Origin of the sequence: Streptomyces sp. NPDC049915, from assembly GCF_040656475.1 — a bacterium.
In the GTDB taxonomy this organism is placed as follows: domain Bacteria; phylum Actinomycetota; class Actinomycetes; order Streptomycetales; family Streptomycetaceae; genus Streptomyces.
Genome location: NZ_JBFAMH010000001.1, coordinates 357,622 through 380,423, shown reverse-complemented (window position 1 = coordinate 380,423; position 22,802 = coordinate 357,622). Strand labels below are relative to the sequence as shown.

The 22,802-nt window shown below is 73.6% G+C and carries 18 protein-coding genes; 9 read left to right on the top strand and 9 right to left on the bottom strand.

All coding sequences use genetic code 11. The features are described from left to right. The first annotated feature begins 82 nt into the window (after positions 1-82). The 5 genes from AB0J12_RS01585 to AB0J12_RS01565 are packed head-to-tail and all read left to right on the top strand — an operon-like array spanning position 83 to position 4,790. Positions 83-673, top strand: a complete 591-nt coding sequence (locus AB0J12_RS01585) for an SIS domain-containing protein (protein WP_363262092.1) — start codon at positions 83-85, stop codon at positions 671-673. Between the two features lie 4 nt (positions 674-677). After that, positions 678-2,093: a D-glycero-beta-D-manno-heptose 1-phosphate adenylyltransferase gene (gene rfaE2 / locus AB0J12_RS01580; RefSeq protein ID WP_363262091.1), complete on the top strand. Its 1,416-nt coding sequence runs from the start codon at positions 678-680 to the stop codon at positions 2,091-2,093. After that, the gene (locus AB0J12_RS01575) at positions 2,090-3,037 is read left to right on the top strand and encodes a glycosyltransferase family 9 protein (RefSeq protein ID WP_363262090.1); all 948 of its coding nucleotides are present in this window, start codon (positions 2,090-2,092) and stop codon (positions 3,035-3,037) included. The genes rfaE2 and AB0J12_RS01575 overlap by 4 nt, the downstream gene beginning before the upstream one ends. After that, positions 3,034-3,897, top strand: a complete 864-nt coding sequence (locus AB0J12_RS01570) for a glycosyltransferase (protein WP_363262089.1) — start codon at positions 3,034-3,036, stop codon at positions 3,895-3,897. Before AB0J12_RS01575 ends, AB0J12_RS01570 begins: the two co-directional genes overlap by 4 nt. Beyond that, positions 3,894-4,790: a glycosyltransferase gene (locus AB0J12_RS01565; RefSeq protein WP_363262087.1), complete on the top strand. Its 897-nt coding sequence runs from the start codon at positions 3,894-3,896 to the stop codon at positions 4,788-4,790. The genes AB0J12_RS01570 and AB0J12_RS01565 overlap by 4 nt, the downstream gene beginning before the upstream one ends. Positions 4,791-4,879: 89 nt before the next feature. Here the strand turns inward: AB0J12_RS01565 and AB0J12_RS01560 are convergent, their stop codons facing one another. After that, entirely contained in the window at positions 4,880-5,188 is a 309-nt protein-coding gene (locus AB0J12_RS01560; protein WP_363262086.1) for a DUF3040 domain-containing protein, read from the bottom strand. 102 nt (positions 5,189-5,290) lie between these two features. Next, the gene (locus tag AB0J12_RS01555) at positions 5,291-6,187 is read right to left on the bottom strand and encodes a polysaccharide pyruvyl transferase family protein (RefSeq protein WP_363262085.1); all 897 of its coding nucleotides are present in this window, start codon (positions 6,185-6,187) and stop codon (positions 5,291-5,293) included. Between the two features lie 205 nt (positions 6,188-6,392). On the opposite strand from AB0J12_RS01555, the gene AB0J12_RS01550 reads away from it, so the two are divergent. Beyond that, the gene (locus tag AB0J12_RS01550; RefSeq protein ID WP_363262084.1) at positions 6,393-7,493 is read left to right on the top strand and encodes a winged helix DNA-binding domain-containing protein; all 1,101 of its coding nucleotides are present in this window, start codon (positions 6,393-6,395) and stop codon (positions 7,491-7,493) included. Positions 7,494-7,497: 4 nt separating this feature from the next. Here AB0J12_RS01550 and AB0J12_RS01545 read toward each other — a convergent pair whose 3' ends face one another. From AB0J12_RS01545 to AB0J12_RS01530, 4 genes are all read right to left on the bottom strand, one after another. After that, positions 7,498-8,145 carry a LysE family translocator gene (locus AB0J12_RS01545; RefSeq protein ID WP_363262082.1) on the bottom strand — a complete coding sequence of 216 codons (648 nt, stop codon included), beginning with the start codon at positions 8,143-8,145 and terminating at the stop codon, positions 7,498-7,500. Positions 8,146-8,278: 133 nt separating this feature from the next. After that, positions 8,279-9,073, bottom strand: a complete 795-nt coding sequence (locus tag AB0J12_RS01540; RefSeq protein WP_363262081.1) for a serine protease — start codon at positions 9,071-9,073, stop codon at positions 8,279-8,281. A gap of 213 nt (positions 9,074-9,286) precedes the next feature. Then, positions 9,287-12,103 carry a LuxR family transcriptional regulator gene (locus tag AB0J12_RS01535; protein WP_363262080.1) on the bottom strand — a complete coding sequence of 939 codons (2,817 nt, stop codon included), beginning with the start codon at positions 12,101-12,103 and terminating at the stop codon, positions 9,287-9,289. A 337-nt stretch (positions 12,104-12,440) separates the two neighbouring features. Continuing rightward, positions 12,441-13,265 (bottom strand): LuxR C-terminal-related transcriptional regulator, encoded by an 825-nt coding sequence (locus tag AB0J12_RS01530; RefSeq protein ID WP_363262079.1) that lies wholly within the window; start codon positions 13,263-13,265, stop codon positions 12,441-12,443. A gap of 126 nt (positions 13,266-13,391) precedes the next feature. Here AB0J12_RS01530 and AB0J12_RS01525 point away from each other — a divergent pair, with 126 nt between their 5' ends. Both AB0J12_RS01525 and AB0J12_RS01520 read left to right on the top strand, forming a co-directional pair. Continuing rightward, the gene (locus AB0J12_RS01525; protein WP_363262078.1) at positions 13,392-15,062 is read left to right on the top strand and encodes an AMP-binding protein; all 1,671 of its coding nucleotides are present in this window, start codon (positions 13,392-13,394) and stop codon (positions 15,060-15,062) included. After that, the gene (locus AB0J12_RS01520; RefSeq protein ID WP_363262077.1) at positions 15,059-16,648 is read left to right on the top strand and encodes an AMP-binding protein; all 1,590 of its coding nucleotides are present in this window, start codon (positions 15,059-15,061) and stop codon (positions 16,646-16,648) included. The genes AB0J12_RS01525 and AB0J12_RS01520 overlap by 4 nt, the downstream gene beginning before the upstream one ends. 278 nt (positions 16,649-16,926) lie before the next feature. Here the strand turns inward: AB0J12_RS01520 and AB0J12_RS01515 are convergent, their stop codons facing one another. After that, the gene (locus AB0J12_RS01515; protein WP_363262076.1) at positions 16,927-17,550 is read right to left on the bottom strand and encodes a hypothetical protein; all 624 of its coding nucleotides are present in this window, start codon (positions 17,548-17,550) and stop codon (positions 16,927-16,929) included. Positions 17,551-17,801: 251 nt separating this feature from the next. Here AB0J12_RS01515 and gcl point away from each other — a divergent pair, with 251 nt between their 5' ends. Beyond that, on the top strand, positions 17,802-19,589 hold the full coding sequence (gene gcl, locus AB0J12_RS01510) for a glyoxylate carboligase (RefSeq protein WP_363262075.1): 1,788 nt from the start codon (positions 17,802-17,804) through the stop codon (positions 19,587-19,589). A 937-nt stretch (positions 19,590-20,526) separates the two neighbouring features. Here gcl and AB0J12_RS01505 read toward each other — a convergent pair. Together AB0J12_RS01505 and AB0J12_RS01500 are read right to left on the bottom strand one after the other, a co-directional pair. Next, positions 20,527-20,787: a hypothetical protein gene (locus tag AB0J12_RS01505; RefSeq protein WP_363262074.1), complete on the bottom strand. Its 261-nt coding sequence runs from the start codon at positions 20,785-20,787 to the stop codon at positions 20,527-20,529. Positions 20,788-21,313: 526 nt separating this feature from the next. Continuing rightward, positions 21,314-22,777, bottom strand: coding sequence for a catalase (locus AB0J12_RS01500; RefSeq protein WP_363262073.1), 1,464 nt, complete (start codon positions 22,775-22,777; stop codon positions 21,314-21,316). Positions 22,778-22,802: the final 25 nt, after the last annotated feature.

Below are 22,802 nucleotides of genomic sequence, written 5' to 3'. Positions count from 1 at the left end.
CACGAAGGGCGGCGGCTCCCGCGACCCCGCAACCAGGAAAAGTGACGGCACGAGCGCCCACGCACCCGCGAAAGGTGGCGGCATGAGCACCCACGCACCGTCGCCGGTGGCGGCCCACTGCGACGAACTCCTCGACGCGCTCGGCCAGTTCAGGGAGCGTTCCTACCTCACCGAGCGGTGGGGCGAACAGCTCGCCAAGGTGCTCGGCGGCGGCGGACGGCTGCTCGCCGCGGGCAACGGCGGCAGCGCCGCCCAGGCCCAGCACCTGACCGCCGAACTGGTCGGCCGCTACCGCGACGACCGGCCGCCGTTCTCCGCGATCGCCCTGCACGCCGACACCTCCGCCACCACCGCCATCGCCAACGACTACGGCGTCGACGAGGTGTTCGCCCGCCAGGTCCGCGCGCACGGCCGCCCCGGCGACGTGCTGATGCTGCTGTCCACGTCCGGCGCCAGCGCCAACCTGCTGTCCGCCGCCGACGCGGGCCGCGAGGCCGGGCTGAGCGTGTGGGCCCTGACCGGGGCGGCGCCCAACCCGCTGATGGCGGGCAGCGACGAGGCGCTGTGCGTGCCCGCCGCCACCACGGCGACCGTGCAGGAACTCCACCTGGTCGCCGTCCACATGATCTGCCAGGCGTTCGACGCGGCAGTGGAGCGCATCCACGGGAGGTGACCGGATGACGACGCACGGCTCTTCCAAGGCCCCCCTCGTCGTGGTCGGCGACGCCCTGCTCGACCGCGATCTGACCGGCAGCGCCGACCGCCTCGCCCCCGACGCGCCGGTGCCGGTCGTCGCCGGCTGCGAGGAACGCGTCCGCCCCGGCGGCGCCGCGCTCGCCGCGTACCTCGCGGCCGCCGACGGCCGGCCCGTCACCCTGATCACCGGCCTCGGCGACGACCCGGCGAGCGAGCGGCTGCGCGAACTCCTCGACGGACGTGTGGAGGTGATCGCGCTGCCGCTGACCGGAGCACTGTCGGAGAAGACCCGTGTGCTGGCCCGCGGCCGCCCCGTGGTCCGCCTGGACCGCGGTGACGGACGGGCCCGCGCGGCCACCGAGGAGGCCCGCGCCGCGCTGCGGGCGGCCCCGGCCGTGCTGGTGTCCGACTACGGCCGCGGCGCGGCGGACGCCCTGCGGGACGTGCTGACCGAACGCCCCCCGCTGGTCTGGGACCCGCATCCGCGCGGCGGCCCGCCGGTGCCGGGCACCCGGCTCGTCACCCCGGCCCGCTCCGAGGCGGAGGCCTTCGCCCGGCAGACGGACGCCGGGGCGGACACGCCGGGCGGAGAGCTGCGGCAGGCCGCCGGGCAGGCCGCCGCGCTCGTACGGCACTGGCGGGTCGGCGCCGTCTCCGTGACCCTCGGCGTGCGCGGCGCACTGCTGTCCTACGGCGACCACCCGCTGCTCGTGCCCGCGCCCGCCGCCCACGAGGGCGACCCGTGCGGAGCCGGTGACCGCTTCGCCGCAACGGCGGCCGGACTGCTCGCCGACGGGTCCCTGGTGGGCGAGGCGCTCCAGGGCGCCGTCGCCGCGGCGACGGCATTCGTCGGGTCCGGCGGTGCCGCCGCGATCACCCCGGCTCCCGGCCGGACACCGGCACCGGCCGCCCCCACCGCGCCCTCCGGTGACGGCGCGTCCGGCGACCCCTTCGCCGTCGCCGCCCGCGTCCGCGCCTTCGGCGGGACCGTCGTCGCCGCCGGTGGCTGCTTCGACCTGCTGCACGCCGGGCACGTCGGCCTGCTCCAGGCCGCCCGGCGCATCGGCGACTGCCTCGTGGTGTGCGTCAACTCCGACGACTCCGTGCGCCGCCGCAAGGGCGACGGCCGCCCGGTCAACCCCCTCGCCGACCGGGTCCGCGTCCTGCGCGCCCTGGGCTGCGTCGACGCGGTCGCCGTGTTCGACGAGGACACCCCCGAGCGGCTGCTCGCCGAACTGCGCCCCGACGTATGGGTCAAGGGCGGCGACTACACCGGCGCCGACCTGCCCGAGGCGGCGCTGCTGCGGGAATGGGGCGGACAGGCCGTCCTGCTGCCCTACCTCGACGGCCGCTCCTCCACCGCGCTGATCGCCCGCGCCGCGGAGGGCGCCCGGTGACCCGGCCCCGGCTGCTCGTCCTGCGCGCCCTGGGCCTGGGCGACCTGCTGGCCGGGGTGCCCGCGCTGCGCGCCCTGCGCCGCGGCTTCCCCGGCCACGAGCTGATCCTCGCCGCGCCCGCCGGGCTGACCCCGGTCGCCGACGTCACGGGAGCCGTCGACCGGCTGCTGCCCGCCGCCGCGCCCGGCCGCGCCGTACCACGGCACATCGACTGGACCGGGCCGCCGCCCGATCTCGCCGTCGACCTGCACGGCAACGGGCCGCCCAGCCACCGCCTCCTCCAGACGCTGCACCCGCGCCGGCTGTGGGCCTTCGCGCACCCCGGCACCCCGGAGATCGACGGGCCGCCGTGGTGGGCGGAGGAACACGAGCGGGACCGCTGGTGCCGCTTCGTGGAGTACTACGGCGTCGCAGCCGACCCCGCGGACCTGCTGCTGCCCGCGCCGCCCGGACCGTCCCCGGCGCCGGACGCCGTCGTGCTGCACCCGGGCGCCGGGGCGCCGTCGCGGTGCTGGCCCATCGAGCGGTACGCCGCCGTCGCGACCGCTCTGCGCGAGCGCGGACTGCGGGTCGTGGTCACCGGGGGAGAGGGCGAGGAGGACCTCGTCGCCCGGCTCGCCAAAGCGGCCCGGCTGCCCGACACCGACACCTTCGGCGGCGGCCTGCCCTTCGCCCGCCTGTCCGCCCTGGTCGCCGGCGCCCGCGCCGTGATCAGCGGCGACACCGGCATCGCGCACCTCGCCGTCGCCCACGCCACCCGCTCGGTGACCCTGTTCGGGCCCGTCGCGCCCAGCCGCTGGGGACCCCCGGACGACCCGCGCCACCGGGTGCTCTGGCGCCCCGGCCCGCAGCAGGGCGACCCGCACGGCAGCCGGCCCGACCCGGCGCTGCTGCGGATCACCCCCGACGACGTCCTGCACGCCTACGACCGGCTGCCGTCATGAGTGACCTCGGCATCGTCATCGCCACCCGGGACCGCGCGGACCGTACGGCCGGCGCCCTGCGCCATCTCACCGCACTGCCCGAGCGGCCCGAGATCCTCGTCGTGGACAACGCCTCCCGCGACCACACCCGCGCCCTGATCGCCCGCGACTTCCCGCAGGTCCGGGTACTCACGCTGCCCGAGAACCGGGGCGCGCTCGCCCGCACCGAAGGGGTACGCGCGCTGAACACGCCGTACATCGCCTTCAGCGACGACGACTCTTGGTGGGAGGCGGGCTCGCTGGAACTCGCCGCGAAGCTGCTGGACGCCCATCCCCGGCTCGGCCTGATCTCGGCGCGCACCCTCGTCGGCCCCGGCGAGGAGGAGGACCCGCTCAACGACGTCCTCGCCCACTCCCCGCTCGGACCCGCCGTCGACCTGCCCGGCGTCCAGGTACTCGGCTTCCTCGCCTGCGCCAGCGTGGTGCGCCGCAGCGCCTACCTCGACGCGGGCGGCTTCCACCCGGTGCTGTTCTTCGGCGGCGAGGAGACCCTGCTCGCCTACGACCTCGCCGCGCGCGGCTGGGGCGTCACCCACTGCCCGGACGTCGTCGCCCACCACCACCCCGACCCGGCGTCGCCGCGCCCCGGCCGTCCGGCCGCCCAGCGCCGCAACGACGTCCTCACCGCCTGGCTGCGCCGCCCCCTGCCGCAGGCCCTGGCCCGCACCCGTGACCTGGCGGCCGAGGCACGCCGCGACCCCGTCGCCCGGCAGGCCCTGCGCGAGACCCTGACCCGTCTGCCGGCCGCCCTGCGCGCCCGCCGCCCCCTGCCGCCCCACCTGGAGCGCGCCGCCCGCACACTGGACGGAGCCCAGCCATGACCGACCCGCGCACCACCGTCGTCGTCATCACCCACAACCGGCGCGACGAACTCCTGCGCACCCTCGGCCATCTGGCCGAACTCCCCGAGAAGCCACCGGTGATCGTCGTCGACAACGCCTCCGCCGACGGCACCGCCGACGCCGTTGCAAAGAAGCATCCGCAGGTACGGTTGCTGCGGCCCGGCCGCAACCTCGGCGCCATCGGGCGCAACCTCGCGGTGCGTGAGGTCCGCACCCCGTACGTGGCGTTCTGCGACGACGACTCCTGGTGGTCGCCCGGCGCGCTGTCCGGCGCCGCCGACCTGCTCGACCGGTACCCCTCGCTCGCCACCGTCACCGCACGCATCCTCGTCGAACCCGGCTCCACCGAGGACCCGATCACCGAGGAACTGCGCAACTCGCCCGTGCCCGCCCCCCGCTGGCTGCCCGGACCGGCACTCGGCTCCTTCCTGGCCGCCGCGACCGTGCTGCGCACCGAGGCCTTCCGCGCCGCCGGCGGCTTCCATCCGCGGCTGTGGCTCGGCGGCGAGGAGGAGCTGCTCGCCGTCGACCTGGCCGCGAACGGCTGGTGGCTGACGTACGCCGACCATCTGACGATCCATCACCAGCCGTCCCGTGCGCGGGACGCCACCCTGCGCCGGGCGCACGGCATCCGCAACACACTGTGGTTCACCTGGCTGCGCCGGCCGGCCCGCCCCGCGCTGCGCCGCACCGTCCACCTCGCGCGCACGGTCCCCCGCGACACGGTGTCGCTGCGGGCCTTCGCCGAGGCCGCGGCCGCGCTGCCGTGGGTCCTGCGCGAGCGGCGGGTGCTGCCCGCCGACGTCGAGGCGCGGATACGGCTGCTGGAGGACGCCCAGCGGCAGTCGAAGGCGCGGCGCTACGTCGGCTGAGCGCACCGCCACTCCCCAGTGCACAGGCAGGAGCGGGGCGGCCGTCGAGACGGCCGCCCCGCTCCCACCTCATGCCCACCCTGGCGTTCTCATGGCTCGGCCCACCGGCACAGCAGCCGGAACACCGCGAACAGCGTCACCGGCCAGACGAAGGCGAACGCCCAGATCGCCGCGGGATGGGAGGTGCTGATGCCGGTCACCATCAGCCCGACGGCCACCGCGAGCAGCGCGGCGACGGTCAGCGGATGCGGCCGGTAGGCGGCCAGCCGGGCCGGCCATGACCTCCGCGGCCGCTCGAGCGTGCGCAGCCGGCGCGTGAGCCGGCGGTCGCGTCGCAGGTCGCGCTCCAGGTCGTCCAGTATCCGTTGTTCGTGGTCGGGGAGTCGGCCGATCGACACGGGGCCTCCAGGGGAAACGTCGGGAGGGGCCTTCTACGGGGGTGCCCCCAGGGGAAATGCCGGAAGGGATGTCCTTCGCGGGTGCCCCGCCCGCCGTAGGGGCTAACCGGCCGCGGCGACCCGCAGAGCGTCCGGCAACACGTCCGCGCCGTCCGCCGAGCGGAAGCCGGCCGCGATGTGCCGGGCCCGCTCGCGGCCCTCACCCAGGCACCACTGCCACCAGCGACCGAGCCCGTCACCGTCCAGCCGGTCGGCCGGCAGCAGCGCGGGCCAGCCGCAGGCCCGCGCCTGCGCCGTCACCTTGGCGCCGCCCGCCACCGGGTCGATCGCCAGCGCCGGCGTCCCGGCGCGCAGCGCCAGCACCAGACCGTGCAGCCGGTCCGTGACGACGAGGTCCAGGCGGGCCAGCACCGCCTCGAACTGGGCGGCCGTCGCGCACAGCCGCCAGTCGTGGGAGTCCAGCCGGGTCTCCAGCTCCAGCCGCGCGCAGTCCCGCCCGGACAGCCACCCCGTGACCGCCTCGGCGACCTCGGCGTGCCGCCGCTGACCGCCGTACTCGTGCTGCCCGTGGGTGAGGATCACGCCGGCCACCGGCCGGGCGGGCGGCGCGGGGGCGCGGGCGGCCAGGTCCAGGGACGGCTCGGCGCCCGGCGCGTCCCGCGCCAGCACCTGGTGGAAACCGGTGACGGCCCGGCTGTCCGGGTCGATCACGGACGTGCCGACGGCGATCCGCGCGCAGTGCGCGAACCGCCGGTGCAGGTCCTCGACCTGGGGACCGTGCAGCGGCCCGCACACGAACACCAGATGCGTGTAGTCCTCGGGGCGTACGTCGTCCAGGTGCAGGGCATCGGCCCGGAACCCCGGGCTCCATACGACGTCGTAGGGCAGCCGCTCCCGGTCCAGCACGGCGCGCACCCGGTCAAGCGCCAGCACGTCACCGGCGGTCGCCTCCCCGTCCCGGAAGGTGAACCACCCCGTCAGCAGAATCCGTCCTCGCACAGTGGCCCCGAGTGCCCCCGGAGCGCCGCGGTCATGCGAGCAGACCTGCACCCGGAAGGCGTCCCGGACGTCACCCGCCACGGCCTCGGCCCATCGGCCCCGGCATGTTCGGCCGCCCCGAATGCCCCCACGACTGCCGTCCCGATCCGGATCGGCGAGGGCGTCGCGGACAGAAGGTGTCCGCAACTCCGGCTACCGTGCGGGCATGGCCAAGACGACGACGGCTCCCGTGCTCGGCGCCCGTGCCCTCAACCGCGCGACCCTGGAGCGGCAACTGCTGCTGACCCGGTCGCCGTTGACGGCCCACGAAGCCGTGTCCCACCTCCTCGGACTGCAGGCGCAGAACGTCAAGCCGCCCTACTACGCGCTCGCCGCCCGCCTCGACGGCTTCGCGCCCGAACAGCTCTCCCGGCTCATGGTCGACCGTGCCGTCGCCCGCATGGTCACCCTGCGCTCCACCATCCACACCCACACCGCCGACGACTGCCTCACCCTGCGCCCGCTGGTCCAGCCCGCCCGCGCACGCGAACTCACCGCGTTCCGCAAGGGGCTGACGGGCGTCGACCTCGACCGGCTCGCCGCGCTCGCCCGGGACCTCGTCGAAGAAGAGCCACGCACCCTGAAGCAACTGCGTGAGGCGCTGCAGCCGCACTGGCCGGACGCCGACCCGCAGGCCCTCGGCATCGCCGCCCGCTGCACCCTGCCGCTCGTCCAGGTCACCCCGCGCGGACTGTGGGGCGCGAGCGGTCAGGTCGCGCTCACCACCGCCGAGCACTGGCTGGGCCGGCCCACCGAGCCGCCCGCCGGCCCGGACGCGACCGTCCTGCGCTACCTCGCCGCCTTCGGCCCCGCCTCGGTCAAGGACATGCAGACCTGGGCCGGTCTCACCCGGCTGCGCGACGCCTTCGAACGGCTCAGGCCCCAGCTGCTCACCTTCCGCGACGAGCAGGGTGTCGAGCTGTTCGACCTGCCCGACGCGCCGCGTCCCGACCCGGACACCCCGGCCCCGCCGCGCTTCCTGCCCGAGTTCGACAACCTGCTGCTCTCCCACGCCGACCGCAGCCGGGTCGTCCCGCCCGAGCACCGGGGCCGCAGTTGGCAGGGCAACCAGGCCTACCGCACCCTTCTCCTCGACGGCTTCCTCGCGGGCCTGTGGGCGCTGGAGCAGCAGGCGCTGGTCATCGAGCCGTTCACCGCGCCGGGCAGAACCCTGCGCGCGCAGATCACGGCCGAGGCGGAACGCATGCTCGCGACGCTGCACCCGGAGTCGTCGTACGACATCCGCTTCGGCACGGTACGGCGCTGAGCGCTCAGTCCGCCCGGCCCGTCACCGCCACCGTCAGCCCCAGGCCGATCATCGTGAACCCGCCCGCACCGCCGATCAGCGACAGCCGCCGGTCCGAGCGCGCGAACCAGGCACGGGCGGCCGACGCGGTCAGCCCCCACAGGGTGTCGGTGACCAGGCCGATGGAGATCGGAACGAGCCCGAGCAGCAGCATCTGCACCGGCACCCGGCCGGCCGCGTGGTCCACGAACTGCGGCAGCACGGCCGCGAAGAACACCACGCCCTTGGGGTTGGTCACCCCGACCAGGGCGCCGTCCAGCACGGTGCGCAGATCACCGCGCGCGGGCCCGCCGGGCGACGCCCGGATCGCCGACGCCGTCAGCTCCCGGCGGTGCCGGAACGCCTGCACCCCCAGGTACACCAGATACGCGGCACCGGCCAGCTTCACCGCCAGATACACCGTCACCGACCGCTCGACCAGCGAGCCGACGCCCACCGCGACGGCCACGACGAGCAGATACGACCCGAGGACGTTGCCCAGCGCCGTCGCCACCGCGGTGCGACGCCCGTGCGCCAGCGCCCGCCCGATGACGAACAGCACGCTCGGCCCCGGGATCACGATCACCAGCAACGACATCACCGCGAAGGCGAGCACACGATCGGTGGACACCATGCGCCGACCCTACGCCCTGCGCCCGCTTCGGGCATTGGAAAGGGGGGCGGTGCGGGCTGCTCGTGGAAGCCCGCAACGCCCCCCTGGTAATCACCTGAGGGATACTCAGGAGTCTTCTGGGGTCATGAGCGTGTCATGACGTGACCTGTGCGGTCACGAGGCTGGAGAAGGTGGTCAGCCGGGTGTACACACCCGGGTAACCCGCCTCCGCGCAACCCTCCCCCCAGGAAGTGATCCCTGCCAGGACGCCCCCGATGAGCAGGGGACCGCCGCTGTCGCCCTGGCAGGTGTCCACGCCACCGGATGAGTACCCGGCGCACACCATGTCGCTCTGCACGAAGTCAGAGCCGTAGGAAGTCTTGCAGCTCGCGTCGGACACGATCGGGACCGTGGCGGTGCGCAGCTGGTTGGAGGAGCTGCCGTTCTCCGCGGTCGTGCCCCAGCCGAGGATGCGGGCCGTGGTGCCCGCCGCGTACACCGAGGTGTCGGACGGCGCGACGTACTTCGCCGCCGTGTACGGCATCGGCGCCGACAGCGTCAGCACGGCCACGTCGTCGCCGTTCGAGGCGTCCGTGTAGTCCGGGTCGACCCAGATCCTGCTGACCCGGCCGACCGTGCCGTTGGTGCCGTTGAGGTAGGTGCGGCCGCCCACGACCCGCACGCTGGACGGGGTCTCGCCGGCCATGCAGTGCGCGGCCGTGACCACCTTGGTCGGGGCGACGAGGGTGCCGCCGCAGAACTGGTTCTGCGAGGCGTCGGTGATCTGCATCATGAACGGGTACGCCGTCGTCGTGGTGGTCGTGCCGCCCACGACGGGCTGCGGCGCGGCGACGGCGGCGGGAGCGCTGAAGACTGCCGCGGCGACGGCCGCGGCGGCGACGGCGGCGGTCCTGCCCGCCGTCGATCTCGCACGGGTGAGCCCGAACATCAGTCTCCTCGGTGGGGTTGCCGGTGGGGGGTATCGCGCGGGTGTGCGGGGGACGCGGGACCGGCCCCCGTGTGCCCGGGCGAGCGGCACGTCCCTCACGCTAGAACCCGTGCCACCGCCCTCCCAATGAGGGAACCCCCTAAGGGAGTCGGGCAGGGAAAACCCTCGATCGCCCCGCTGTTCACCCACGACGGCAGTAAACCCGCGCGGGCCTCACTTCGCGTGACGCCCCGCCGCCAGCCGCACGATGTCCACCCGGGAGCGGATCCCCAGCTTGCGGTAGACCCGGGTCAGGGTCGCCTCCACCGTCTTGACGCTGATGAACAGACGGGCGGCGATCTCCCGGTTGGTGGCGCCCTCCATGACCAGGCCCGCCACCTGACGCTCCATCGAGGCCAGCGAGTCCAGCGCGGTGTGCAGCCCGGCCGGCGCCGGGGCCGGCCGCTGCGCCGCGGCGGTGGTGGCCGCCTGAGCGGCCGCCTCCACCTGCCGCAGCCACGGCAGGGCACGGCAGCGCCGGAACAGCCGTGCCGCCTCGTCGTATGACGTCGGTCCGGGCCGTCCGGCGCGCAGCCGGGCCAGCGCGTACGCGGCCCGCGCCTCCTCCAGGCCGTAACCCAGCTTGGCCAGCCGGTCCTGAGCGGACGTCAGCTGCGCGAGCGCGGCCTCCGTGTCGCCCCGGGCCGCCCGCACCAGCGCCCCGGCCCGGTCGAGCACCGCGAGCACGCTCTCCCGGCGCAGCCGCAGCGCGTGCTCGCGGGCGGTGTCGATGACCTCCTGCGCCTCGCCCACCTCGCCGATGCGCACCAGTGCCTCGGCGAGGTCGCCGTGCCAGCGGCCGCGGGCCGGGTCGGTGATGCCGAGGCCCGCCTCCAGCTCCCGCACCCGGCGCAGGGACGCCACGGCCCCCCGCGCGTCCCCGGCGACCAACTGCGCGTGGCCGAGGGCGGCCAGCGCCCGCGAGAGGTACATCTGGTCGCCGTCCTCCTCGGCGTGCGCGGCGGCCTCCCGGGCCAGCGCCTCCGCCCGCTCCACGTCCCCGGCGGACGCCTCGGCGAGCGAGGCCAGCATCGCGGAGGCGCCCTCACCGATCCCGGAGTCGCGGGCCAGTCTGAGGCTCTCGCGGGCCAGATCCAGGGCCCGCCCGCAGTGCCCGGACAGCAACTCGGTCTCGGCGAGGGCGCGCAGGAAGTGCACCTCGCTCTCGACCATGCCGCGCCGGCGCACCTCGCGCAGCAGCGCGCTGATCGTCGTACGGGCCTCCGGCAGCTGATCGCTCATCAGCAGCCAGCGGAAGCGGGCCGCGCCGGCGCCGTTGTGATGGCATGCCACATACGGGTCCTGCGGCTCCTGCAACGCCCGCTTGACGGTGACCGGGGCGTCCGGGTGGCCCATCAGGGTCTCGGTGGACGCCTGGAAGGACAGCGCCATCAGCTCGGTGCGCCGGTTCCCGGCCCGCGCGGCCAGCTCCGCGGCGTGCGCGGCCTCCTGCCGGGCCTCGGCGAAGTCGCCCTCGACGACCAGGGCGCGCCAGGCCAGCTGGTAGTGGACCAGGGCCAGCAGCCGGGGGTCGTCACCGGCGTCGGCCAGCGCCTGCGGGAAGACGGCGTCCACGTCACCGAGGGCCTGCCCGGCCGCCTCGATCACCACCATCCAGGCCCGCACCCGCTCCGCCGGCACGGCCGCCCGGGTCAGCACCTCGCGGGCGATGTCCCGGGCGAGGTCCGCCTCGCCGGCCGTGATCGCGTCCTCCGCGGCCTGCAGCCGCCGCTCGTCCGGTGCGGGCGAGCCGTCGGCCGGTGTGTGCCGGGCCGCGAGCAGCCCCAGCGAGGCGGCCACCGACGGCGCCCCGCGGTCCCGGGCGAGCGCCGCGGCCTCGGCCAGCGAGGCGGCGACGGCCGGGTCGGTGCCGATGGTGGCCAGCGCCAGGTGCCGGGCCCGCTCGATCGGGTCCGAGGCGGCCGTGGACAGTGCGGCGTGCGCGGCGCGCCGTTCGTGGGCGGGCGCCTCCGCGTACAGGGCGGCCGAGATCAGCGGATGCGCGAACCGCACCGCCGGCGCCTCCGGCTCGGTCGTGAGCAGCCCCAGCTCCGCGGCGCGCGCGCACTCGGCCTCGGCGTGGTCCCGCCCGGCCGCGTGCAGCAGCGCGGCCGTCGGCCGGGCACCGGCGCTGGCCACCAGCAGGGTGCGGCGGGCCTCGTCGGACAGCAGGTCCAGCCGGCTGAGTACCAGCGCCCGCAGCGAGGTCGGCACCGGCAACGGCTCACCCGGCCGCGGCGGCGTCGGATTCTCGGCCAGCGCCCGGCCCAGCTCAAGAGCGAAGAGGGGATTGCCGCCGCTGGTCCGGTGGATGTCCCGCACCGTGGATCTGGGCAGCCCGGTGTACCCGCGGTGGTCGAGCAGCGCGGACACCTGGCCGCGGGTGAGCGGACCGAGCCGCACGGCGAGCGTGTCGGGGGGACAGGCACGCAGATACCGGTCGTACTCCTGCGCCTCGGTGCGCACCGCGCACAGCATGCGCACCGGGGTGTCGCCGAGCCGCCGGGCGGCGAAGCCGAGCAGCTCGGCGCTGGCCGAGTCCAGCCACTGGAAGTCGTCCGCCACCACCAGCACCGGCCCGTCCTCGGCCAGCGCCCGCAGCGCCGACAGCACGGCCAGCCGCAGCGCGAGACCGTCACGCTGCAGGGTCGACTCGCCCCGCCCGGTCAGCGCGGACTCCAGAGCGGTGCGCTGCGCGCCGGGCAGCCGGTCGGCGATCCGGTCGAGGACCAGCCCGAACAGGTCGGCGAGGGCGAGGAAGGGCAGATGGGATTCGGACTCGGTGGCCGAGCAGCGCAACACGGTGCCGGACTGGAAGCGGTTTTCCGCGGCCAATGCCCGCAGCACGGTCGACTTTCCTATTCCGGCCGGGCCGTGCAGCAGCACGCTGCCTCCGGACACGAGCCGCTCACGCGCCGCGCTGAACAGCTCCTCCCGGCCGATGACCAGGTCGGGGCGGCATCGGGCAGGCTCCTGGAAGTCCCGTCGCACGGTTACCGCTCCCCTCCGTGTGTCGTGTCCGGGCCAAATTCTAGGCAACCGCGCAGGAAATTCGGACGGACGATGTCGTGAGGGATATAACAACACCCTTGCGCAACGAAAAATTCACAGCGCCGTCTGCCTGAATGACAACGCTGCCGACCACTCTTTCCCCTGCCCACAAGGACCCCGCGCCACGCCGGTGCCGCGCCCGCCCGCCCCGGCCCCGACCCACAAACGAACCGAAGGCGCGACACCAGCCACCCACGCGCCGCAACGGGCCGCCGCAGGCACAAAAAGGGGCGCGGGGAACTGCGCGAGAAACCACGACGCACCCGCGGCCGCACGACTACGGCAGCAGCCCCACCCGCCGCGCGGCCGCCACCGCCTCCCCGCGGGTGTGCGCCCCAAGCTTCCGCATGGCCGACCGCAAATAGGCCTTCACCGTCTCCGGACGCAGCCCGAGCCGCTCACCGATCACCGCATTGGTCGCCCCGGAAGCCACCCACGACAGCACATCCAGCTCCCGGGGCGCCAGACTCACCCCCACCGTCCCACCCCCCGGCGCCAGCAGCCCGCACACCCCCAGCAGCTCCGCCCGCAGCGCCGGATCCCCGATCCGCGGAGCCAGCGCCCGCAGGGCGGCGTGCGCCTCCCGCACCTGCTCCCAGCCCCCCGCGGGACGCGCCCGCTGGGGCCGCGCCGCCGCCAGCAGCTCGCGCGCCTCCTCCCGCACCACCAGCGCCTGCTCCACGTCCCGCGCCGCCGCCACCGCCTCGCTCAGCGCCCGGTCCCCCAGCGGCTGAGCGCTGCGCAGGGCGCCGTACAGCACCCCCCGCACCCGCCGCCGTACCACCACCGGCACCGCGAGCACCGAGCGCAGACCCTCCTCGGCGACGGCCGCGTCGTACTCGTGGCTGATCTGCCGTGACGAGGAGTAGTCCGCCACCGCGCACGGCCGGGCCAGCGCCACCGCCTTGCCACCCAGCCCGTTGCCGGAGGTCACCGCGAGGGAGCGCAGCGCCGAGGTGTCGTTGCCGCTCAGCTCGCTGATCCGGATCCGGCGGTGCCCGGCGTCCACCAGCCCGCCGAAGGCCACCGGCAGTCCGGTGCCGCGGCGCAGCCGCGCCAGCGCACCGCGTATCTCCACCACGTCGGACGCGTCCGCTGTCACCTGCTCGACCCCTCACTGCGGCTGTTTCGCGGCCCCCACCCCCTTTCGGGGGTAGTGAGACCTGCATCACGGATTAGACGATGTACCCGAGCCGCCCGGCAATGGTCCGGCACAACAGGAGGACAGATGACGGCGACGGACGACTTCCGCAGGGCACGGGATTTCCTGCTGGAGCACCGCGAGGACTACGCAGGCGCCTACGCCGGTTTCCGCTGGCCCCGGCCCGAGTACTTCAACTGGGCGCTCGACTGGTTCGACGTCATCGCCGACGGCAACGACCGCACGGCGCTGCACATCGTCGAGGAGGACGGCAGCGAGACCCGGCTTTCCTTCGCCGAGCTGTCCGACCGCTCCGACCGCGTGGCGAACTGGCTGCGCGACCGCGGCGTGGCCGCCGAGGACCGGGTGCTGGTCATGCTCGGCAACCAGGCCGAGCTGTGGGAGACCGCGCTCGCCGCGATGAAGCTGCGCGCGGTGGTCATCCCGGCCACCCCGCTGCTCGGCCCCGCCGACCTGCGCGACCGTGTGGAGCGGGGCCGGGTCAAGCATGTGATCGTGCGCGCGGAGGACACGGAGAAGTTCGCCGAGGTGCCCGGGGCGTACACCCGGATCAGCGTCGGCGGCCTGCCCACGGAGGGCTGGGAGCCGTACGAGGACGGCTACGCGGCCCCGGCCGGGTACGTCCCGGACGGTCCGACCCGCGCCGACGACCCGCTGATGCTGTACTTCACCTCCGGCACCACCGCCCGGCCCAAGCTGGTCGAGCACACCCACACCTCGTACCCGATCGGGCACCTGGCGACCATGTACTGGGTCGGCCTCAAGCCCGGAGACGTACATCTCAACATCTCCTCGCCCGGCTGGGCCAAGCACGCCTGGTCCAATCTCTTCGCGCCGTGGAACGCCGAGGCGACCGTCTTCATCCACAACTACAGCCGCTTCGACCCGGCCCGCCTGATGGCCGAGATGGACCGGGCCGGCGTGACCACGTTCTGCGCCCCGCCGACCGTGTGGCGCATGTTCATCCAGGCCGACCTCTCCCAGCTGCGCAACCGGCCCCGCGAGGTCGTCGCCGCGGGCGAGCCGCTGAACCCGGAGGTCATCGAGCAGGTGCGGCGGGCCTGGGGCGTGACCATCCGGGACGGCTTCGGGCAGACCGAGACCGCCGTGCAGGTCGCCAACCCCCCTGGCCAGGTGCTCAAGACCGGCTCCATGGGCCGTCCCAGCCCCGGCTACCGCGTCGAGCTGCTCGACCCCGTCTCCGGCGCGCCCGGCGCCACCGAGGGCGAGATCGCGCTCGACCTGTCCGAACGCCCGGTGGGTCTGATGACCGGCTACCACGGCGACGCCGACCGTACGGCGGAGGCGATGGCCGGCGGCTACTACCGCACCGGCGACATCGCCGCCCGGGACGAGGACGGGTACCTGACCTACGTGGGCCGGGCCGACGACGTCTTCAAGGCGTCCGACTACAAGATCAGCCCGTTCGAGCTGGAGAGCGCCCTGCTGGAGCACGAGGCGGTCGCCGAGGCGGCGGTCGTGCCCGCGCCGGACGAGCTGCGCCTGGCCGTGCCGAAGGCGTACGTCGTCCTCGCCGAGGGCTACGAGCCCGGCCCGGACACCGCCAAGATGCTCTTCGAGCACTCCCGTCAGGTGCTGGCGCCGTACAAGCGCATCCGGCGGCTGGAGTTCGGTGCGCTGCCGAAGACGGTGTCCGGCAAGATCCGCCGTATCGAGCTGCGCGAGGCCACGGCCGCGGGGTCGGACGACGAGTACCGCGAGGAGGACTTCCGGTGACCGCACTGTCCTACACGCACGGGACGAGCGGGACCGTCCTGCTCGGCGACACCATAGGCGCCAACCTCGACCGGGCCGTCGCAGCCTGGCCGGAGCGCGAGGCGCTCGTCGACGTACCGTCCGGCCGGCGCTGGACGTACGCCCGGTTCGGTGCCGAGGTCGACACGCTGGCGCGGGCGCTCGTCGCCGGCGGCATCGCCAAGGGGGACCGGGTCGGCATCTGGGCGATCAACTGCCCGGAGTGGGTTCTGGTCCAGTACGCCACCGCCCGCATCGGCGCGATCATGGTGAACATCAACCCGGCCTACCGCACCCACGAGGTCGAGTACGTCCTCAACCAGTCCGGTGTCCGGCTGCTCGTCGCTTCCGTCAGCCACAAGACCAGCGACTACCGGGCGATGGTCGACCAAGTGCGCGGCAGATGCCCAGAGCTGGGCGAGGTCGTGTACATCGGCGACCCGAGCTGGGACGCGCTGCTCTCCCGCGCCACCCCGGACGTGACGTACGAGGCCCTGTCCTGCGACGACCCCATCAACATCCAGTACACCTCGGGCACGACGGGCTTCCCCAAGGGGGCCACCCTCTCCCACCACAACATCCTCAATAATGGTTACTTCGTGGGCGAGTTGATCGCCTACAGCGAGCAGGACAGGATCTGCATCCCGGTCCCCTTCTACCACTGCTTCGGCATGGTCATGGGCAACCTGGCGGCCACCTCGCACGGCGCCTGCATGGTGATCCCGGCCCCGTCCTTCGACCCGAAGGCCACCCTGGAGGCCGTCCAGCAGGAGCGCTGCACCTCGCTGTACGGCGTGCCGACCATGTTCATCGCGGAGCTGAACCTGCCCGACTTCGCCGAATACGACCTCACCTCGCTGCGCACCGGCATCATGGCCGGCTCGCCCTGCCCGGTGGAGGTGATGAAGCGGGTGGTCGCCGAGATGCACATGGAGCAGGTCTCCATCTGCTACGGCATGACCGAGACCTCCCCGGTGTCGTTGCAGACCCGGATGGACGACGACCTGGAGCACCGCACCGGCACCGTCGGCCGCGTGCTGCCGCACATCGAGGTGAAGATCGTCGACCCGGCCACCGGCATCACCCAACCCCGGGGCGAGGCGGGGGAGTTGTGCACGCGCGGCTACAGCGTGATGCTCGGCTACTGGCAGGAGCCCGACAAGACCGCCGAGGCGATCGACGCCGGACGCTGGATGCACACCGGGGACCTCGCGGTGATGCGCGAGGACGGGTACGTCGAGATCGTCGGCCGCATCAAGGACATGATCATCCGGGGCGGGGAGAACATCTACCCGCGCGAGATCGAGGAGTTCCTCTACGGCCACCCGAAGATCCGCGACGTCCAGGTCGTCGGCGTCCCGCACGAGAAGTACGGCGAGGAGGTGCTGGCCTGCGTCATCCCGCGCGACCCGGCCGACCCGCCGACCCTCGAGGACGTCCGCGCCTTCTGCGAGGGGCAGTTGGCCCACTACAAGATCCCCAGCCGGCTCCAGCTCCTGGACACCTTCCCGATGACGGTGTCCGGCAAGGTGCGCAAGGTGGAACTCCGGCAGAAGTACGCCGGCTGAACCGGCCTCCGCCGCGCGAGGGAGCGGAGTTCGCTCCGCGTCCGGACCGGAGGGGCGGCCGTGGACGACAGCATCGGGTGCGGCACGGCGCGCACCCGGCGCGAAGGAGTCCCTCCGCGTTGTGGCTCCTCGCCGTCGTGCTCGGCGTGCCGCTGGGGCGATGACGCTCCCCGGCTTGGGGTCCGCTGCCGGGCGCGGTCACCGTGCCCTGCCGGCGCCGCCGCCGGGCCGGAGCCCGAGCGCACCGGGCACCGGCGACCGGCCGGTGCCCGGTGCGCTCAGGACGCCCTATCCGGTGCGGTGAAGGCGCGGGCCGCGTCGTTGACCGGGCGGGGTGCGTGCGCCGCGTCCAGGCTGAACAGCGGGATGTCCAGGCCGTCCGCGCGGGCGCGGGCGTCGGCGGTGTAACCGGCCCGGGAGAAGTGGACGCCCCGCGCCGAGCGGATCATCGCCGTCAGCCACAGGCACTCCACGTCCCGCAGACAGGCCGGCCGCTCGCCCGGGTCGACGTGGGCCACCAGGCCGGGCGCGAGCAGGCCGATGCCGTGCGCCGGGCGCCGGCGGGCCCGGCGGACGCCGTGGTGACCGAGCCGGTGCAGCAGCCGCGCGGCCGCGACGACCGCGTCCCACGGCTCTGGCTCTCCCCGTGCCACCGGAACACGCACCACCGTGCCGCACGGGCACCCCAGCTCCGGCTGCGGCCACTCGCCCTCGCGCCCGCACGCCCCGCACCGCAGCGACACCCACTGCTCGTCCCACACCAGGTGCGTCACGGCCGTGGGCGCCCCGCGCGGGTCCAGCGGCGGTACGACCGGCGCGCCGCACGCGCAGGGATACACCGGCACGGTGAAGCGCCGCTCGCGTCGGCAGGCCGGGCAGCGCACCGGCACGCTCTCGGGCATGGCCCCCCTCCCAGGCGTCGCGTCGGCTCGGCGCTCCCATGGTGCTCCACCTGTCCACCGTCTGTCCGTCTCTTGACGGTCTTCGCCCCGCGCCTTACATTGCTTCCACGTAGTAGAAATTAATTTCCGCAATACGGAAAATCCGGGAAGGCCCGGACGCCGGACGGCGGAGCTGGACTGGACGCGGACACGAACTCACCGCAGGGCGCGACGGGGAGAGCGAATCCGACAGCCGAAGCAGGAGTAACTCCATGGCTCGTATGACCGCTGCCCGTGCGGCAGTCGAGATCCTCAAGCGCGAGGGTGTCACCCAGGCGTTCGGTGTGCCGGGCGCAGCGATCAACCCCTTCTACAAGGCGCTGCAGCAGGGTGGCGGGATCGATCACACCCTCGCCCGCCACGTCGAGGGCGCCTCCCACATGGCCGAGGGCTACACCCGGACCCGGCCCGGGAACATCGGTGTCTGCATCGGTACCTCCGGCCCCGCCGGCACCGACATGATCACCGGTCTGTACTCCGCGATCGGTGACTCCGTCCCGATCCTGTGCATCACGGGCCAGGCGCCCACCCACGTGATCCACAAGGAGGACTTCCAGGCCGTCGACATCGCCTCGATCGCCAAGCCGGTCACCAAGATGGCGGTGACCGTCCTGGAGGCCGCGCAGGTCCCCGGCGTCTTCCAGCAGGCCTTCCACCTGATGCGCTCCGGCCGGCCCGGCCCGGTCCTCATCGACCTGCCGATCGACGTCCAGCTCACCGAGATCGAGTTCGACCCCGAGACGTACGAGCCGCTGCCGGTCTACAAGCCGGCCGCGACCCGTGCGCAGATCGAGAAGGCGATCTCCTTCCTGCTGGCCTCGGAGCGCCCGGTCATCGTCGCCGGCGGTGGCGTCATCGGCGCCGACGCCGCCGACCTGCTGGTCGAGTTCGCCGAGCTCACCGACACCCCGGTCATCCCGACCCTGATGGGCTGGGGCACGCTGCCCGACGACCACGAACTGAACGCCGGCATGGTCGGCGTGCAGACCTCGCACCGCTACGGCAACGCGAACTTCCTGGAGTCGGACTTCGTCCTCGGCATCGGCAACCGCTGGGCCAACCGTCACACCGGCTACAAGCTCGACGTCTACCGCGGTGAGCGCAAGTTCGTCCACGTCGACATCGAGCCCACCCAGATCGGCAAGATCTTCCCGCCGGACTACGGTGTCGTCTCCGACGCCAAGGCCGCGCTGGAGCTGTTCGTCGAGGTGGCGAAGGAGCTGAAGGCCGAGGGCAAGCTCCCCGACCGCGGCGCGTGGGTCGCCTCGACGCAGGAGCGCAAGGCCACGCTGCTGCGCCGTACGCACTTCGACAACGTGCCGATGAAGCCGCAGCGCGTGTACGAGGAGATGAACAAGGCCTTCGGCCCGGAGACGCGTTACGTCACCACCATCGGCCTCTCCCAGATCGCCGGCGCGCAGATGCTGCACGTCTTCAAGCCGCGCCACTGGATCAACTGCGGCCAGGCCGGCCCGCTCGGCTGGACCATCCCGGCTGCGATCGGCGTCGCCAAGGCGGACCCGGAGTCCCCGGTCGTCGCGCTCTCGGGCGACTACGACTTCCAGTTCATGATCGAGGAACTGGCGGTCGCCGCGCAGCACAAGGTCCCCTACGTCCACGTGCTGGTGAACAACTCCTACCTGGGCCTGATCCGTCAGGCGCAGATCGGCCTGGACATCAACTTCCAGGTCAACCTGGAGTTCGAGAACATCAACTCGCCCGAGATCGGCGTCTACGGCGTGGACCACGTCAAGGTCGCCGAGGGCCTGGGCTGCAAGGCGATCCGGGTCACCGAGCCGGACCAGCTGGGCGCGGCCCTGGAGCAGGCGAAGAAGCTGGCCGCGGAGTACCAGGTGCCGGTCGTCGTCGAGGCGATCCTGGAGCGGATCACCAACATCTCGATGAGCAAGACGATGGACATCAGCGACATCACCGAGTTCGAGGACCTGGCCACCGAGCCGTGCCACGCGCCGACGTCGATCAAGCCGCTGAAGGTCTGACGACCACGGCCTGACACACCGGTCTGACACCGGCCCGAGCGAGGGCGGCCCGTTCCGTGGGGGGACGGGCCGCCCTTCCGTGTGCCCGGGGGCCGTGGCGGCCGCCAGTCGAAGCCACCGCCGCCTCCGCAGCCGAAGCCGCCGCCGTGGTCGTGCCCGCCGTGATGGCCGTACGACGTACCGCCACCGCCGCCGCCGTGGTCGCTTCCGGCCTCCCCGGCGACGACGGCCTCACCGCCGGTGATCCCCCGCAGTCCGCTGTCCGCGCCGAACGGAAAGAGCCCCTCGTCCGCGAGGACGCCGCGGCCCGTCAGCCCCGCCGCGTGCGAGAACCGCGGCAGCAGCGCGGTCAGCGCCCGCGTGCCGTACAGGGCCACGGCGAACAGCGTCTCCTCCTCGGTGAGCCCCTCGGGGTCCGCGGGGAGCGGATGACGCTCGCGCAGCTCCGCGAGCAGCCGGCCCACGGCGCGGGTGCGGCGCGGCGGCAGCGGGCGCAGCAGCCCGGCCGTGATGAGATCGGCCCGCATCCCGGCCAGGGCACGGCACACCGTGACCCGGCCGGGCAACTCCCGCGCTCCGGCGGGCCGGTACAGGGCGGTGCGTACGGCCTTCTCCAAAGGATGCCGGACGGCCGCGACGTCCCCCACGCGCCCGTTCCTGCGCACGGTCCCCGGCCGTCCGGCGTCGACGATGCCCCGCAGGTGCAGGGCGACCACGGAGACCGTGACCGCGGCCCGCGGCCCGGCACGCACCAGGGCGGCCTCGTGCGGCCCCAGAGGAACACCCGGCTCGTTCATCCCCGCCACCCCCGTGGAGGGCGGCCCACCGCCCCGGTGCCGGTGGACCGCCGTGTGAGCCGTATGTGCCCGCCGGCAGGGGGTGCCGAAGCCTGCGCGGGGCCGGTTCAGAGGTGGATCTGAGGGTTGCGCAGGGGCCCCTACGTCGCCTTGTGTACGTCCTGCTGGGCCTCGTGGTGTTCCGACAGGCCGGGCCAGTCGTCCGGGCCGCCGCCCTGCCATTCGATGAAGTCGCTCTGCGCCACGTCCGTCACATACAGGTCGGCCAGCCGCAGGATCTCGGCGACGTCGTCGATGTGCGTGGCGACGCCCAGGGTCCGATCGCCCTCGGTGACCCGCCGCGAGCCGTCCAGCGCCGGCGGGTGCACCACGACATGCGGGTGCTGCGTTGCGTCCGTCATGTCTCCAGGCTGCTGCCGCCCCGGTGCCGCCGCACCCCGGAAAACGCCGAGCGGCGCCGGATGCGGGACCGTCCGCATCCGGCGCCGCTCGGCCGGTGAGGCTTCTTCGGTTGTGACCGCCCGACGGCGCGAGACTGGGCGCGACAGGACATTCGCGCCGCCGGACGGAGTCTGATGGGCCCCCAAAGGGGCTCTGTGGCCCGCGGGGGACGGGGGCCGTCGGAGCCGTCTGGCAGCCGGGGGTCAAGTGCTCCCACCGGTGGCCAAGGGCTCCCGTCGGACCATGCGCCCCCGGAGGGGAGTGGCTGGGACCGCGGCGGATGCGACGGAGCCGCGCGTACCTGCCTCACGTCGGCAGGGACGTCACGTTTCCTTCACCACCGCACTGGCTCGCACGCCGCCGCGGTCCTCGCCCTGCCCGCCGTGCCCGCGATCACCCCTCATCCGGATCGCGTGGCGGCGGGTCCTGCGCGTCCGGATCCCGGCCTCCCCGCCGGGTCCGGACGCAGCCTCATGGCCTGGAGGATCAGTCCTCGCGCAGGGCGCGGACCGCCTCCTCCACGCGCTTGCCGTACTCCAGGTCGGCGGCGTGGAAGTGGGCCAGGTTCTTCTCGATCACGTCGTTGCGGGAGACCTGCGACAGGCCGCCGGCGATGTTCGCGATCAGGCGGGACTTCTCCTCCTGAGACATCAGCCGGTACAGCTCACCGGCCTGGAAGAAGTCGTCGTCCTTGGTGTGCAGCGGAGCCTCGTGGGTGCCGGTGTGACCCGAGACCGCGAGGGGCGCCGACAGCGGGCGGCCGGTCTCGACCGGGCCGTCGTAGGAGTTCGGCTCGTAGTTCTTCGCGTCGCGGCCCTGGGCGTTGAGCGCCATGAAGCCGTCGCGGCCGTAGTTCCGGGCGCCGCCCGGAACGGCCTTCGGCGAGTTGACCGGCAGCAGGGTGTGGTTCACACCGAGGCGGTAGCGGTGCGCGTCCGCGTAGGCGAACAGACGGCCCTGGAGCATCTTGTCCGGCGACGGGCCGATGCCCGGCACGAAGTTGTTCGGGGAGAACGCGGCCTGCTCGACCTCGGCGAAGACGTTGTCCGGGTTGCGGTCCAGCACCAGACGGCCCACGCGCTGCAGCGGGTAGTCCCGGTGCGGCCACACCTTGGTCAGGTCGAACGGGTTGAAGCGGTAGTTCGCCGCCTCGGCCGCCGGCATGAGCTGGACGTAGAGGGTCCAGGACGGGTGCACGCCGCGCTCGATGGCCTGGAGCAGGTCCGTCTGGTGCGAGTTGGGGTCCTTGCCCGCGAGCTCGGCGGCCTGCTCGCCGGTCAGGCAGCGGATGCCCTGGTCCGTCTTGAAGTGGTACTTGACGAAGAAGGCCTCGCCCTTGGCGTTCGTCCACTGGTAGGTGTGCGAGCCGAAACCGTCCATGTGGCGGTACGACGCCGGGATGCCGCGGTCACCCATCAGCCAGGTGATCTGGTGCGTGGCCTCGGGGGAGTGGGCCCAGAAGTCCCAGACGTTGTCCGGCTCCTGCTTCCCGGTGAACGGGTCGCGCTTCTGCGAGTGGATGAAGTCGGGGAACTTGATCGGGTCCTTGATGAAGAACACCGGGGTGTTGTTGCCGACGAGGTCGTAGTTGCCCTCTTCGGTGTAGAACTTCACCGCGAAGCCGCGCGGGTCACGGACGGCGTCCGCGCCGCCGAGCGAGTCGGCCACGGTGGAGAAGCGCAGGAACACCTCGGTGCGCTTGCCGATCTCGCTGAGGAAGTCGGCGTGCGTGAAGCCGGTGACGTCGTCGGTGACCTCGAAGCGGCCGTAGGCACCGGAGCCCCGGGCGTGCACCACGCGCTCCGGGATGCGCTCGCGGTTGAAGCGCGCGAGCTTCTCCAGGAGCTGCTGGTCCTGGATCAGGAGCGGACCGCCGACGCCGGCGGAGGCGGAGTTCTGGTTGTCGGCGACGGGGGCGCCGGACTCGGTCGTGAGCACGCGCTTCGACATGGGGACCTTCCGAACGGGACTGCTG

Coding starts and splice junctions, on each gene's coding strand:
- AB0J12_RS01540 (WP_363262081.1), bottom strand. CDS start 9,073: ATGTTCGGGCTCACCCGTGCGAGATCGACGGCGGGCAGGACCGCCGCC.
- AB0J12_RS01570 (WP_363262089.1), top strand. CDS start 3,034: ATGAGTGACCTCGGCATCGTCATCGCCACCCGGGACCGCGCGGACCGT.
- AB0J12_RS01525 (WP_363262078.1), top strand. CDS start 13,392: ATGACGGCGACGGACGACTTCCGCAGGGCACGGGATTTCCTGCTGGAG.
- AB0J12_RS01565 (WP_363262087.1), top strand. CDS start 3,894: ATGACCGACCCGCGCACCACCGTCGTCGTCATCACCCACAACCGGCGC.
- AB0J12_RS01515 (WP_363262076.1), bottom strand. CDS start 17,550: ATGCCCGAGAGCGTGCCGGTGCGCTGCCCGGCCTGCCGACGCGAGCGG.
- AB0J12_RS01500 (WP_363262073.1), bottom strand. CDS start 22,777: ATGTCGAAGCGCGTGCTCACGACCGAGTCCGGCGCCCCCGTCGCCGAC.
- AB0J12_RS01550 (WP_363262084.1), top strand. CDS start 6,393: ATGGCCAAGACGACGACGGCTCCCGTGCTCGGCGCCCGTGCCCTCAAC.
- AB0J12_RS01585 (WP_363262092.1), top strand. CDS start 83: ATGAGCACCCACGCACCGTCGCCGGTGGCGGCCCACTGCGACGAACTC.
- AB0J12_RS01505 (WP_363262074.1), bottom strand. CDS start 20,787: ATGACGGACGCAACGCAGCACCCGCATGTCGTGGTGCACCCGCCGGCG.
- AB0J12_RS01545 (WP_363262082.1), bottom strand. CDS start 8,145: ATGGTGTCCACCGATCGTGTGCTCGCCTTCGCGGTGATGTCGTTGCTG.
- gcl (WP_363262075.1), top strand. CDS start 17,802: ATGGCTCGTATGACCGCTGCCCGTGCGGCAGTCGAGATCCTCAAGCGC.
- rfaE2 (WP_363262091.1), top strand. CDS start 678: ATGACGACGCACGGCTCTTCCAAGGCCCCCCTCGTCGTGGTCGGCGAC.